General features: G+C 63.6%; 14 protein-coding genes. 13 read left to right on the plus strand and 1 reads right to left on the minus strand.

All coding sequences use genetic code 11. From position 1 onward, the window contains the following. Nucleotides 1-97 precede the first annotated feature (97 nt). The 4 genes from prfA to J7I85_RS05990 are packed head-to-tail and all read left to right on the plus strand — an operon-like array spanning nucleotide 98 to nucleotide 3666. Nucleotides 98-1171, plus strand: a complete 1074-nt coding sequence (gene prfA, locus J7I85_RS05975) for a peptide chain release factor 1 (protein ID WP_214847964.1) — start codon at nucleotides 98-100, stop codon at nucleotides 1169-1171. Nucleotides 1172-1186: 15 nt separating this feature from the next. Beyond that, a complete protein-coding gene (prmC, locus tag J7I85_RS05980; protein WP_214847972.1) occupies nucleotides 1187-2101 on the plus strand; it encodes a peptide chain release factor N(5)-glutamine methyltransferase in 915 nt (304 codons plus the stop codon). A gap of 15 nt (nucleotides 2102-2116) precedes the next feature. Continuing rightward, complete coding sequence (locus J7I85_RS05985) at nucleotides 2117-2905, plus strand: L-threonylcarbamoyladenylate synthase (protein WP_214847982.1); 789 nt, start codon at nucleotides 2117-2119, stop codon at nucleotides 2903-2905. Continuing rightward, a complete protein-coding gene (locus J7I85_RS05990) occupies nucleotides 2902-3666 on the plus strand; it encodes a WecB/TagA/CpsF family glycosyltransferase (RefSeq protein ID WP_214847984.1) in 765 nt (254 codons plus the stop codon). The genes J7I85_RS05985 and J7I85_RS05990 overlap by 4 nt, the downstream gene beginning before the upstream one ends. Nucleotides 3667-3721: 55 nt before the next feature. Here J7I85_RS05990 and J7I85_RS05995 read toward each other — a convergent pair whose 3' ends face one another. Beyond that, the gene (locus J7I85_RS05995) at nucleotides 3722-4618 is read right to left on the minus strand and encodes a glycosyltransferase (RefSeq protein WP_214847986.1); all 897 of its coding nucleotides are present in this window, start codon (nucleotides 4616-4618) and stop codon (nucleotides 3722-3724) included. A 363-nt stretch (nucleotides 4619-4981) separates the two neighbouring features. Between J7I85_RS05995 and J7I85_RS06000 the strand changes: the two genes are divergently transcribed. The 9 genes from J7I85_RS06000 to J7I85_RS06040 all read left to right on the plus strand — a co-directional run bounded on the left by J7I85_RS06000 (nucleotide 4982) and on the right by J7I85_RS06040 (nucleotide 12340). Next, the gene (locus tag J7I85_RS06000) at nucleotides 4982-6109 is read left to right on the plus strand and encodes an MraY family glycosyltransferase (RefSeq protein ID WP_214847988.1); all 1128 of its coding nucleotides are present in this window, start codon (nucleotides 4982-4984) and stop codon (nucleotides 6107-6109) included. 90 nt (nucleotides 6110-6199) lie between these two features. Continuing rightward, nucleotides 6200-6697 carry a hypothetical protein gene (locus J7I85_RS06005; RefSeq protein WP_214847990.1) on the plus strand — a complete coding sequence of 166 codons (498 nt, stop codon included), beginning with the start codon at nucleotides 6200-6202 and terminating at the stop codon, nucleotides 6695-6697. Then, the gene (locus tag J7I85_RS06010) at nucleotides 6697-7035 is read left to right on the plus strand and encodes an AtpZ/AtpI family protein (RefSeq protein ID WP_214847992.1); all 339 of its coding nucleotides are present in this window, start codon (nucleotides 6697-6699) and stop codon (nucleotides 7033-7035) included. The genes J7I85_RS06005 and J7I85_RS06010 overlap by 1 nt, the downstream gene beginning before the upstream one ends. An 81-nt stretch (nucleotides 7036-7116) precedes the next feature. Continuing rightward, the gene (gene atpB / locus J7I85_RS06015) at nucleotides 7117-7917 is read left to right on the plus strand and encodes a F0F1 ATP synthase subunit A (protein ID WP_102972065.1); all 801 of its coding nucleotides are present in this window, start codon (nucleotides 7117-7119) and stop codon (nucleotides 7915-7917) included. Between the two features lie 78 nt (nucleotides 7918-7995). After that, nucleotides 7996-8214: an ATP synthase F0 subunit C gene (gene atpE / locus J7I85_RS06020; protein WP_003804776.1), complete on the plus strand. Its 219-nt coding sequence runs from the start codon at nucleotides 7996-7998 to the stop codon at nucleotides 8212-8214. Between the two features lie 53 nt (nucleotides 8215-8267). Beyond that, entirely contained in the window at nucleotides 8268-8825 is a 558-nt protein-coding gene (locus J7I85_RS06025; protein ID WP_214847994.1) for a F0F1 ATP synthase subunit B, read from the plus strand. Beyond that, nucleotides 8825-9652: a F0F1 ATP synthase subunit delta gene (locus J7I85_RS06030; protein WP_214847996.1), complete on the plus strand. Its 828-nt coding sequence runs from the start codon at nucleotides 8825-8827 to the stop codon at nucleotides 9650-9652. Before J7I85_RS06025 ends, J7I85_RS06030 begins: the two co-directional genes overlap by 1 nt. A gap of 83 nt (nucleotides 9653-9735) precedes the next feature. After that, nucleotides 9736-11373: a F0F1 ATP synthase subunit alpha gene (gene atpA / locus J7I85_RS06035; protein WP_214848477.1), complete on the plus strand. Its 1638-nt coding sequence runs from the start codon at nucleotides 9736-9738 to the stop codon at nucleotides 11371-11373. 76 nt (nucleotides 11374-11449) lie between these two features. After that, nucleotides 11450-12340, plus strand: a complete 891-nt coding sequence (locus tag J7I85_RS06040; protein ID WP_214847998.1) for a F0F1 ATP synthase subunit gamma — start codon at nucleotides 11450-11452, stop codon at nucleotides 12338-12340. The last annotated feature ends 50 nt before the right edge of the window (nucleotides 12341-12390 follow it).

Below are 12390 nucleotides of genomic sequence, written 5' to 3' on the forward strand. Positions count from 1 at the left end.
GGGCGGAACATCCGCGCGGCAGTTACGGGGCTCGCTCACCGTGGCGCGCCGATTTTGCGCCTGATTAAACTAGGTGCAGAACGAAAGGTTTTGAAAAATGTTTGAGTCCGTACAGGGCCTGTTGGATGAGCATGATTCTATCCAGGCGCAGTTGGGGGATCCGGCTGTTTATGCTGACCAGAAGCTGGCGCGGAAGCTGGGGCGGCGGTCTGCTCAGCTGAACGGCATTGTGGAGGCCTACCACAAGTGGCATGCGCTGCACGATGACCTTTCGGCGGCCAAGGAGATGGCTGCCGAGGACACTGATTTTGCTGCCGAGGTGCCTGAACTGGAGGCGGCTGTCGAGGTTGCGGCGGCGCGGTTGACGCGCCTGCTCATTCCGCGGGATCCGGACGATGCCCGCAACGTGATCCTCGAGGTCAAGGGCGGCGAAGGCGGCGACGAGGCGGCACTGTTCGCCGGCGACCTGCTGCGCATGTACACCCGGTACGCGGAATCCCGCGGCTGGAAGACCGAACTCATTTCCGCCACTGAATCGGACCTCGGCGGGTACAAGGACGTCCAGATGGCCGTCAAGGGCAGTTCCAACGATCCTGCCGAGGGCGTGTACGCGCGGCTGAAGTTCGAGGGCGGCGTGCACCGTGTGCAGCGCGTCCCCGTGACGGAATCCCAGGGACGCATCCACACCTCGGCTGCCGGCGTGCTGGTGCTTCCCGAGGTGGACGAGCCCGAGGAACTCGAGATCAACCAGAACGATCTCAAGATCGACGTCTACCGGTCTTCGGGACCCGGCGGACAGTCGGTTAACACCACAGATTCCGCGGTCCGTATTACCCACCTTCCCACCGGGATCGTGGTGGCCATGCAGAACGAGAAGTCCCAGCTGCAGAACCGTGAAGCCGGCATGCGCGTCCTGCGTGCCCGCATCCTGGCGCACCAGCAGGAGCAGATCGACGCCGAGAACTCCGCACAGCGGAAGTCCCAGATCCGCACGATGGACCGCTCGGAGCGGATCCGTACGTACAACTACCCGGAAAACCGGATCGCGGACCACCGCACAGGCTACAAGGCCTATAACCTTGACCAGGTCATGAACGGTGACCTCGAGCCGGTCATCCAGTCCGCCATCGAGATGGACGAGCAGGCGCGGCTGGACGCCATCGGCGACTAGGAGCCCCGGGATTCCATGACGTCCGAGCACACTCCGGAGCCGCCTGGCCACTCCCTGCCCGCCCAGTCCCTGGCTGCCGCGGTCCGGGAGGCAACGGAGCTCCTCACCGAGGCCGGCGTTCCTAGCCCCCGGGTAGACGCCGAACTCCTGGCCGACCATTTGCTGGGCGTGGGCCTGGGGCGGCTGCGGGCCATGATGCTCGGCGATGCCCCGGCCCCTGCCGGCTACGCCGAACTCGTTGCCGAGCGCGCCACCCGGATTCCGCTCCAGCACATCACCGGCGTGGCGCACTTCCGCTACCTCCAGCTCGCAGTGGGACCCGGCGTGTTCATTCCGCGGCCGGAGACCGAGTCCGTGGTGCAGCTGGTCATCGACCGGCTGCGCGCACTGGAACGTGCCGGCGTGGTCCGCCCCAAGGTGGTGGACCTGGGCACCGGCTCGGGGGCCATCGCCGGATCAATCGCGCACGAGGTGCCCGAGGCCGAGGTTTTTGCGGTGGAATTCAGCGAGTTCGCGCACGCCTGGGCGGCCAAGAATCTCCGGCCGCTAGGGGTCACCCTGCTGCTGGGGGACCTGCGGGACGCCCTGCCGGAACTCAACGGTACGTTCGACGTCGTCGTCTCCAACCCGCCGTACATCCCCGCCGAAGCCGTCCCCAACGAACCGGAAGTGGCGCTTCACGACCCGCCGGAAGCGCTCTACGGCGGTGGAGCGGACGGCATGGAACTGCCGACGGCGGCCGCCGCCTCGGCGGCGCGGCTCCTGGTTCCCGGCGGCTACTTCGTGATGGAACACGCCGAAATCCAGGCAGGCTGGATATCGACGATGCTGAACCGGACCGGGAACTGGACCGACGTCACCACGCATTTCGACCTTAACGGCAAGGAACGCGCCACCAGCGCCGTCCTTGCCTCGCCGCCCGCGGAGTAATGAAAGAATGAGGCAGTGACCACTACGTACAACTGCACGGCCGACGACGAGCGGACAGAAGGGATAGCCCACGCACGCCGGGCGATCCTGGAGAAGAAGTGCGTCGTCCTTCCCACGGACACCGTCTACGGAATCGCGGCCGATGCCTTTTCCCCGCAGGCCGTCACCATGCTGCTGGTCTCCAAGGGCCGTGGCCGGAACATGCCGCCGCCCGTCCTGATTCCCCGCCTGAATGCGCTCGACGGGCTGGCCACTGATGTGTACCCGGATGCCCGCCAGTTGGCCGAGGCCTTCTGGCCCGGCGGACTGACCCTGATCTTCCACGCGCAGCCCTCACTGGACTGGGACCTGGGCGAGACCAAGGGCACCGTCGCCCTTCGCATTCCGGACGATGAGGTGGCGATCGACCTGCTGACCGTTACCGGACCCCTCGCGGTGTCCTCAGCAAACCGGACCGGCCAGGCTCCGGCGCAGACAGCCTTTGAAGCACGGTCCCAGCTCGCGGAATCCGTGGAGGTCTACCTTGAAGGCGGTTTCCGCCCGATCGAGGGAACCGACGCCCGGCCGTCCACCATTGTGGATGCCACCTCGTTGCCGCTGCGCGTGGTCCGGGAGGGGGCCATCAGCCTGGAGCGGCTGCGCGAGGTGGTTCCCGGAGTTCTCGACATCAACGGCAATGCCGCGGACGAGGCTGAGGTCACCGCTGGCCCGGAGGATGCTGCCTCCGAGGACGCTTCGCCCGAGAGTGCTGCGGACGCTCCTCTGCAGTCCGACGCCGGCGAAAAGCCCGCAAGCGCCGAATGACACTGCAGAGGCAACCTATACCGGTCCTCGGAGTGGACGCCACGCCCTTGGACGTCGACGGACTCACCGCAGTCCTCAACGGGTTCGTGGCTGACGGCACCACCAGGACCGTCGTCGGGCACAATCTCCACAGCGTGACGCTTTTCCACTCCGAACCGGAGTTCAGGAAGTTCTACGAGAACAGCGACGTTGTCCTTCTCGACGGCGCGCCCGTCCTCTGGCTGTGGGGGAGGAGCCGGGAAAAGACGGCCCGGGACACGAGGCCCGTCATGGACTACCGGCTTGGTTCAACAGACTGGATTCCCGCGCTGGGCCGGCTGGACGGCCTCCACCGCATCGCCGTCCTTGGAGCCGGGGCGACTGCCAACGCCAAGGCCGTGGCGAAGCTGCAGGGCATGGTGCCGGGCGCCAATGTCGCCGGAATGCCGGGGGAGGACTGGGACCCCGAACTGGAAGAGAAAGCTGCGGCGTGGTTGGCAGAATTCCAGCCGCAGCTGGTGCTGATCGGCCTTGGCATGCCGCTGCAAGAAGAAGTGCTGTGGCGCCGCCTTCCGTCGCTGCCGCCCGCGGTCTACTGCGCCGTAGGTGGAGCCATCGAGCAGATCGCCGGCATCCAGAAGCTGGCGCCGCGCTGGCTTGGCCGGCTCGGGCTCGAATGGGCGTGGCGGCTGCTGCTGCATCCGCGCCGTGTGGCGTATCGGGTGTTTGGCGAGCCGTGGGTTCTGCTGGCACTCCTGCTGCGGCGCCGGCTGAGCGGTTAGGGCTGACAGAACAGGGCTGCGGGCCGCGCAAAACAGGTTGCGCGGCAGGCCTGCGTTAGAACTTCTGGTCCTTCAGCGGGCCAAATCCCTTGCCGCGGAGCCCCGTGGAGAACGCCCGGAACCAGTCCGCCAGCCCGCGGAGATCGCCCCGGCGGAGGAAATAGCCAAGGTAGCCGCCAACATCGGCCACCAAGGACTTCACGCGGAAGTGGCGGCGAATAAGGTAGCCGCGGTTGCGGTAGTAGTAGTAGCGCTTGAACGCGCCCTCCGGGACGATGACGTGCCAGCGGGCACCAAACACGTGCTTCGTTTCGGAAAAAGCGTGCGGGTGCATGATCGCAGCCGTGGTGACGGTGCCGAAACGGATGCCTGCCTTGCGCAGCCGGATGGTGAAGTCCACCTCGTCGCCGCGGATGAAGAGGCGCATGTCCGGCAGGCCCACCTTGAAGAAGACATCGGAGCGGATGAGGGCGCCGTTGAAGAAGTGGCCGTCGTTCGGCAGGAACCCCACCTTCTCCAGCGCGGCCCGGTCGTGGGAGACCTTGCCGTCCAGCCGGAAGAAGAAGGAGAGCTGGTCGGGATGCCCCGGAGCTACCACCAGGGGCACAACAGCCTCCAGGTCCCGCGCCTCCGCTTCCCGGATCAGCGTGGCCAGGCACTCGGCGTCCGCCGGCTCGGCGTCGTCGTCCATCATCCAGACCCAATCGGCGCCGCTGGCCACGGCCTTGAGCGCCGCAAGGGAGAAGCCGCCGGCACCACCAAGGTTGGCTTCCGAGCGGATGTAGTCCACATTTGCATGCTGCGCGGCTACGTCCTTCGCGGGGACCGTGCCACTGTCAACGAGGCAGATTGTCGACACGCGGGCCGTCTGCCCGTTGATGGCACTCAGCAGGACGGCGAGCTCATGGGGACGGTCAAACGTCACGGCGGCAACTGCGACCGACACTGGCATTGCGGGGATCCTTTCAGCACAGCCGTCGGCAAGTTTCCCGCCGGCGTAAGGCCGTGTGACGCGAAGCGATGTACCCGTTGGCGTTAGTATCTTGACTAGAGTCCACTGTAATACAGCCCCGTCAGGCACTATGCACTGCCTGTCTGTGCGCGCATGGCGACGGAGAAGTTTCATTTATTGCACGTCAGATTCACACGTATCGAGTCCGCATGGTCCGCCTGGACTGACCCCGAATCCGCATCCGCATAGCCTGCAGCATGGCCACTGCGCCAGCACTATGCACGGCACCAGCACTATGCGCTCCGCCAGCGTCATGCACTGCGCCCGCAGCGTGGACGGCGCTCTGGGAATGGTGGCCGCGCCGTGATCATGTACCTGTCCATGATGGTGACGGCGGCGCTCGTGTCCTATGGGGCCACGTGGGGTGCACGGCTGATCGGTAACCGGCTTGAGCTGTTCGCCCCGATCCGCAGCCGGGACATGCATTCAAGCCCGGTCTCGCGGCTCGGCGGGCTGGGGATCTTCGCCGGCGTGCTGGTGGCGCTGGCCGTGGCAAGCCAATCCTTCTTCGTCAAAGACATCTTCCGGAACAACGGTGCTCCGTGGGGTGTGCTGGCGGGCGCCGCCGTCATCGTGCTGGTCGGAGTGGCGGACGACCTGCTGGACCTTCGCTGGTGGGTCAAGCTGATCGGGCAGGCTGTCGCCGCGCTCGTGGTAGCCGTCTGGGGTGTGCGGATGACCATCATCCCGTTCATTCCGGAACCGATCCGCTTCGACTCGGACCCGATCAACATCGTCCTCACCACCGGCCTCATCGTCGTCACGATGAATGCGTTCAACTTCATCGACGGGCTCGACGGGCTGGCCGCCGGGGTGGCCATCATCGGCGGATCCGCGTTCTTCCTCACCGCCTACTGGGTCCACCGGAACGCGCCGATCCTGGACCGTTCCGACCTCGCCACGCTGCTGACGGCGGTCCTTGTGGGCAGTTGCCTGGGCTTCCTGCCACACAACTGGTTTCCCTCGAAGATTTTCATGGGCGATTCCGGCGCGATGTTGATAGGCCTGCTCATGGCGTCGGCCGGTGTGGTCTCGACCGGGCAGATCACCTCGGGCCTTTATGATCGCGTCAACGGTATCCCCACGATCATCCCCATCCTTCTGCCGTTTGCCGTGCTGTTCCTGCCGCTCCTGGACCTGTGCCTTGCGGTGGTGCGGCGCACCGCAGTCGGGCGTTCACCGTGGTCCGCCGACCGCGGGCACCTGCACCACAAGCTCATGGACATCGGGTACTCCCACCGCACCGCGGTCATGCTGCTGTATTTGTGGGCGGCGGTGCTGTCTTTCGGTGGTCTGGCCTTTGCCGTCTACCCCTGGCAGGTGGTGCTGGCCGTAATGGTTGCCGCCACCCTGATCATGGGCCTGGTCACGGCCTGGCCGTACCTGAGCCGCCGCGGTGATGACACCGGAGTAGGGCCAACACCGCAGTAATACGCGCTTTTCTGAAAATTTCTATCTCGTGTAGAATTCAGGTGCAGGTCTTTCCTGCACCACTCCACCCTGCTCCGAAGATTGGTTCGCATGACCTCCAACGCCGAGCCCGGACCTGCGTCCGGCAAGGAATCCGTTGGCGTCTCCGGGCCCACGCGGTCGCTCTGGCTTGGTCTGCTCGGACTCAGTTCGGCAGTCTCCTGCGGCGCCCTGCTCCTTACCGGTGTGGTGGCTGTGCTGCTGAACGGCTGGACCGGTGTTGTGTCCAGCAGCCTCGGCGGCCTGTTGGTGGTCGTGTTCTTCGCGATCAGCCTGCTGATCGGACACTTTGTGGGGCGCAATAACCCTTCGGGTGCCGTCGGTCTGTTCGTGGCGACTTACTTCGTCAAGGTCATCGGTTTCGCCGTGGTGCTGTTCGCCGTGGGTGCTCCCGACTGGCTGCACGGCCGCTGGTTCGTCATAGGTGCCGTCGTGGCCGTGGTCACGTGGCAGGCTGCCGAGATCTACGGTTTCAGCAAAGCCCGGCTGCAGATCTTCAACGACCCCGAACCGGACAGCGACCCCAAGTCGAACGGTGAGCAACACTGATGACCAAGCACAACAACCCCGGAAAAAACGAGCCTGGAACACCCGAACCGACGCCCGGACATGGCGCTGTACCCGGCGTAAATTCCGACGGCGGTTACAACGCTGGAATGGCCGTCTTTAGCTACATAATTGGCGGAATCATCGTCTGGAGTTTGATAGGGTGGGGACTGGATTATCTGTGGGGAACCCGCTGGATTGTGCTCGTAGGCGCTCTGCTTGGAGCTGCGGGAGGGTTCTATCTGTCCCATATGCACGGCCTCACCAGTTCAAGGAAACCAACTGGCGGGAGCGGTGCAGCCAGCGGCCCGTCCGAGGACGGGAACAGTAATGCCAAATAATTTCACGAGGGGGAGGGCAAGCATGACGCGCGCCGGAACCTTACCAACGCCCAACGATGGACACTGCAGAGAGGAAACGCGTTGATCGCGCTTGCGCTCCCGGCCCAAAATTCAGGAGAGTTCACACCTCCTGGAATTGAAGAAATGCACCTGCCGGCAATCCTGCCGTGGGGTGCGGCAGACGGATTCTCCAAGCAGATGCTGCTGGTTATCCTGTCCGTCGTCATTATCGCCACATTCTTTGTGCTCGCTGCGCGGAAGCAGCAGCTCGTTCCCGGCAAGCTGCAGTTCGCAGGTGAGGCCGCCTACGGCTTCGTCCGCAACAGCATCGCCAAGGACATCATCGGCGGCAGGGACTTCATCAAGTATGTCCCGCTGCTGTTCAGCCTGTTCTTCTTCATCCTGGTGAACAACATCTACGGCGCAATCCCGGTGATCCAGCTCCCGAGCTTCTCGCACGTCGGCGGCGCCTACGTGCTGGCAGCCATCGTGTACGTCACCTGGATCGGCATCGGCATCAAGAAGAACGGCCTGCGCTACTTCAAGCTCGCCACCGTTCCCTCCGGTGTCCCGGTCTACATCCTCCCGATCGTCATTCCGATCGAGATCATCTCCAACTTCCTGGTCCGTCCGGTCACGCACAGCCTGCGTCTCTTCGCCACCATGCTGGCCGGTCACCTGATCGTCATGATTGCCGGTTCGGGCATCGAATACCTCGTCATGCAGGAGAACGTCCTTCTCAAGGGCACCTCTGTGCTGGTTCTCGCCGGCGCGATTGCCATGTACATGCTGGAAGCGCTGATCATGGCGCTGCAGGCGTACGTGTTCACACTGCTGACTGCGATTTACATTGAAGGCGCACTCCACGCCGACAGCCACTAGGCACCCCAAACTTCCCCTCGTGGGGATGAAGCAACCCAAACAACCTGCCATATACATGGCATCTTGAAAGGAAGAAAAATGGAAGGCTCCATCAACGGCTCCCTCAACCTCATCGGCTACGGTCTCTCGGCCATCGGCGGTGGTATCGGTGTGGGTCTCGTGTTCGCTGCCTACATCAACGGTGTGGCGCGTCAGCCGGAAGCCCAGCGCGTTCTGCAGCCGATCGCATTCCTCGGCCTTGCGCTGACTGAAGCCCTCGCCATCCTGGGCCTGGTCTTCGCTTTCGTTCTCAAGTAAACCTTCAGAACCAAGCGAACATTCAGAACCGAGTAGATAAGGACGGGTGAAATATGAATCAGCTGATCATCTCAGCCGCCACTGAAGGCGCCGAGGCGGCTAACCCGCTCGTTCCCAATGTTTGGGAAATGGGCGTCGTCCTCGCCGGCTTTGCTGTCCTCTTTTTCATCGTGGTCAAGTTCGTTGTCCCGATGTTCGAGAAGACGTTTGCAGAGCGTGCCGAGGCCATCGAGGGCGGCATCGCCAAGGCTGAGAAGGCTCAGGCTGAGGCTTCTGCTGCGCTCGAAGAGTACAAGCAGCAGCTCACTGATGCCCGTGCTGAGGCAAACCGTATCCGTGAGGAAGCACGTGCCGAAGGCGCCCAGATCCTGGCGGAACTGAAGGAGAAGGCTGCAGCAGAGTCTGCACGCATCACCGCTCAGGCACACGCGCAGATCGAATCCGAGCGGCAGGCGGCCGTTGTGTCGCTGCGTTCAGAGGTGGGCACCCTTGCCACCACGCTTGCGGGCCGCATCGTTGGGGAAACCCTCGAGGACGACGCACGTGCAGCACGCGTCGTCGACCGCTTCCTTGCTGATCTGGAGACCCAGAACGCAGGTGTAGCTAAGTAATGGCAGGTGTATCGAGCGAATCGCTGACCAAGGCGCTGACCGAGCTGGAGCCAAAGCTTCCGTTTGCATCGCTGCAGTTGGCCAAGGAACTTTTCGGGATCCTGGGAGCGGTAGACAGCTCGGCTGGTTTGCGCCGCGCCCTGACTGACCCCTCCCGCAGCGGTGAGGAAAAGTCGGCGTTGATCAAGCAGCTCTTCGGCGGAAAAGCTTCCGCCGAAGCCGTGGACATCGCAGCCGGTCTGGCCAGCTCACGCTGGGCATCGGCGCGAGACATCGGCGATGCACTCGAGACGCTTGCCGCAACGGTGGTCATCGCCGTTGCTGAAAACAAGTCGGCCGTTTCTGCCTCCGGTATCACCGGTCTGGAAGAGCTGGAGAACGATCTTTTCTCCTTCAACCAGGCCGTGGCTGCCAACCACGATGTGCAGCGCGCCCTGTCTGAACCGCAGGCCAGCGCTGCTGCAAAGATCGCCCTGGCCGAAAGGCTCGTTCCTTCCGCAAGTGAGGAAGCCAAGGTCCTCATCGGTCAGGCGGTCGCGCAGCCCCGTGGCATCAAGGCAACCAAACTCGTGAGCCGTTTCGCCGAGCTCGCCGCCAAGCGCCAGCAGCGCTGGATTGCGACGGTCAGCGTCACGCGTCCCCTCACGGGGACGCAGGAGAACCGTCTGCAGCAGGGAATGAACTCCCTTTACGGACGCGAGCTGAAGGTCAACTTCAACGTTGATCCCAGGCTGATCGGCGGCATCCGCGTTCAGGTGGGGGACGAAGTGCTCGACGCTTCGGTCCTCACCCGCCTGAACGACCTTCAGCGCCAGCTGGCCGGCTAGCCGGACAAGCACAACACAACTGATAGAAACCCCGGTCATCGTGAGCAACGATGATCACGAATACAGGAGAGCAGGGACTGCAGATGGCCGAATTGACCATCAACGCCGACGACGTCCGTAATGCGTTGAACGAATTCGCGGCGTCCTACGAACCCGGAAACGCAGAGCGCGTAGAGGTCGGCCGTGTGACCGCCGCAAGTGACGGCATCGCCCGTGTTGAGGGCCTTCCCTCGGTCATGGCGAACGAGCTGCTTCGCTTCGAAGACGGCACCCTGGGCCTCGCCCAGAACCTTGACGTGCGCGAGATCGGTGTCATCGTCCTCGGTGACTTCACCGGTATCGAAGAGGGCCAGGAAGTTCACCGCACCGGACAGGTTCTGTCCGTGCCGGTGGGCGACGCCTTCCTCGGCCGCGTGGTTGACCCCCTGGGTGTGCCCATCGACGACCTCGGCGAGATCAAGGCCGAGACCACCCGTGCCCTGGAACTGCAGGCACCGGGCGTTACCCAGCGCAAGTCTGTGCACGAGCCGATGCAGACCGGCCTTAAGGCCATCGACGCCATGATTCCGATCGGCCGCGGCCAGCGCCAGCTGATCATTGGTGACCGCCAGACGGGCAAGTCCGCCATTGCCATCGACACCATCATCAACCAGAAGGACAACTGGGCTTCCGGTGACGTAACTAAGCAGGTTCGCTGCGTTTACGTCGCGATCGGCCAGAAGGCTTCGACGATTGCCGCAATCCGCCAGACCCTGGAGGACAACGGAGCGCTCGAGTACACCACGATCGTTGCCTCCCCGGCGTCCGACCCGGCCGGCTTCAAGTACCTTGCACCGTACGCCGGTTCGGCCATCGGCCAGCACTGGATGTACGGCGGCAAGCACGTCCTCATCGTGTTCGATGACCTGTCCAAGCAGGCCGAAGCCTACCGCGCGGTGTCGCTGCTGCTCCGCCGCCCGCCGGGACGCGAAGCCTACCCGGGCGACGTCTTCTACCTGCACTCCCGCCTGCTGGAGCGTTGTGCCAAGCTCTCCGACGAGCTCGGCGCAGGCTCGATGACCGGTCTGCCGCTCATCGAAACCAAGGCAAACGACGTTTCCGCCTACATCCCGACCAACGTGATCTCCATCACCGATGGCCAGATCTTCCTGCAGTCGGACCTCTTCAACGCCAACCAGCGCCCCGCTGTTGACGTTGGTGTCTCGGTGTCCCGCGTTGGCGGTGCCGCCCAGGTCAAGTCCATGAAGAAGGTCTCCGGTACCTTGAAGCTGGATCTTGCCCAGTACCGCGACATGCAGGCCTTCGCGATGTTCGCATCGGACCTCGATGCCGCATCCCGCCAGCAGCTGACGCGCGGTGCACGCCTGATGGAACTGCTCAAGCAGGGCCAGTACTCGCCGTTCCCGATCGAGAACCAGGTTGTGTCCATTTGGGCCGGTACCCAGGGCTACCTGGACGACGTTCCGGTTGAGGACATCAGCCGCTTCGAGTCCGAATTCCTGGACCACCTCAAGCACAAGTCCTCCATCCTCACGACGCTGGCTCAGACCAACGTTCTGGGCGATGACACCGTCGAAGCACTGAAGACCGCCATCGTGGACTTCAAGAAGGGCTTCTTCGGCCAGGGGGACAGCCAGCTGGTGGGCGCCGGCCACGAGGAGCATGAAGCTATCTCGGAGGGTCAGGTCGACCAGGAAAAAATCGTCAGGCAGAAGCGCTAGTTTCGCTGGCAGGGACTGCCGGAACCCTTTGGGGGTCCGGCAGTCCCGGCCATCGGGATCTTAGGAAAGGATAAGTATGGGAGCCCAGATCCGGGTCTACCGTCAGAAGATCAGCTCGACGACGTCGATGCGCAAGATCTTCAAGGCGATGGAACTGATCGCTACCTCGCGCATTGGCAAGGCCCGTGCCCGGGTGGCAGCTTCACTGCCTTACGCGAACGCGATCACGCGCGCTGTTTCTGCTGTCGCAAGCCAGAGCGAAATCGACCACCCACTGACTACCGAGCCGGAGAAGATCCGCCGGGCCGCCGTCCTGGTCATCACCTCAGACCGCGGCCTTGCAGGTTCGTATTCCGCCGGCGTGCTCAAGCAGGCCGAAGGCCTGAATGAATTGCTCCGTGCCGAAGGCAAGGAAGTCAAGACGTTCCTGCTGGGCCGCAAGGCGCAGGCTTACTTTGAGTTCCGGAACCGTCCCTATGGGCGCGTCTGGACCGGCAACACCGATGCCCCTGAGTTCGCCACGGCGCGGGAAATCGGCGCGGCCCTGCTCGAAGACTTCGCCACAGACTTCGAAGAGGGCGGCGTGGACGAGATCCACGTTGTGTACACCCGCTTTAAGTCCATGGTGACGCAGGAGCCGACCGTCATCCGCCTTCTTCCCCTCGAAGTTGTGGAAGAGCAGGCGTCCTCCGAATCGGAACTGCTGCCGCTTTACGAGTTCGAACCGGAGCCGGAACAGGTGCTCAACGCACTGCTGCCGCGCTACATCGAATCCCGCATTTTCGCGGCCATGCTGCAGGCAGCGGCTTCTGAGCTTGCTGCACGGCAGCGGGCGATGAAATCCGCCGGCGACAACGCCACGGACCTCATCAAGAAGTACACGCGTCTGCGCAACACCGCCCGCCAGGCAGAGATTACGCAGGAGCTTTCCGAAATCGTGGCCGGCGCCGACGCACTCGCGTCGTAGCCGGACCGGTCCCGGACCCCTGCAACAAAAGATAAACTTAACCCCACGCC

Source organism: Arthrobacter sp. ISL-65 (genome assembly GCF_018613795.1).
Taxonomy (GTDB): Bacteria; Actinomycetota; Actinomycetes; order Actinomycetales; family Micrococcaceae; genus Arthrobacter.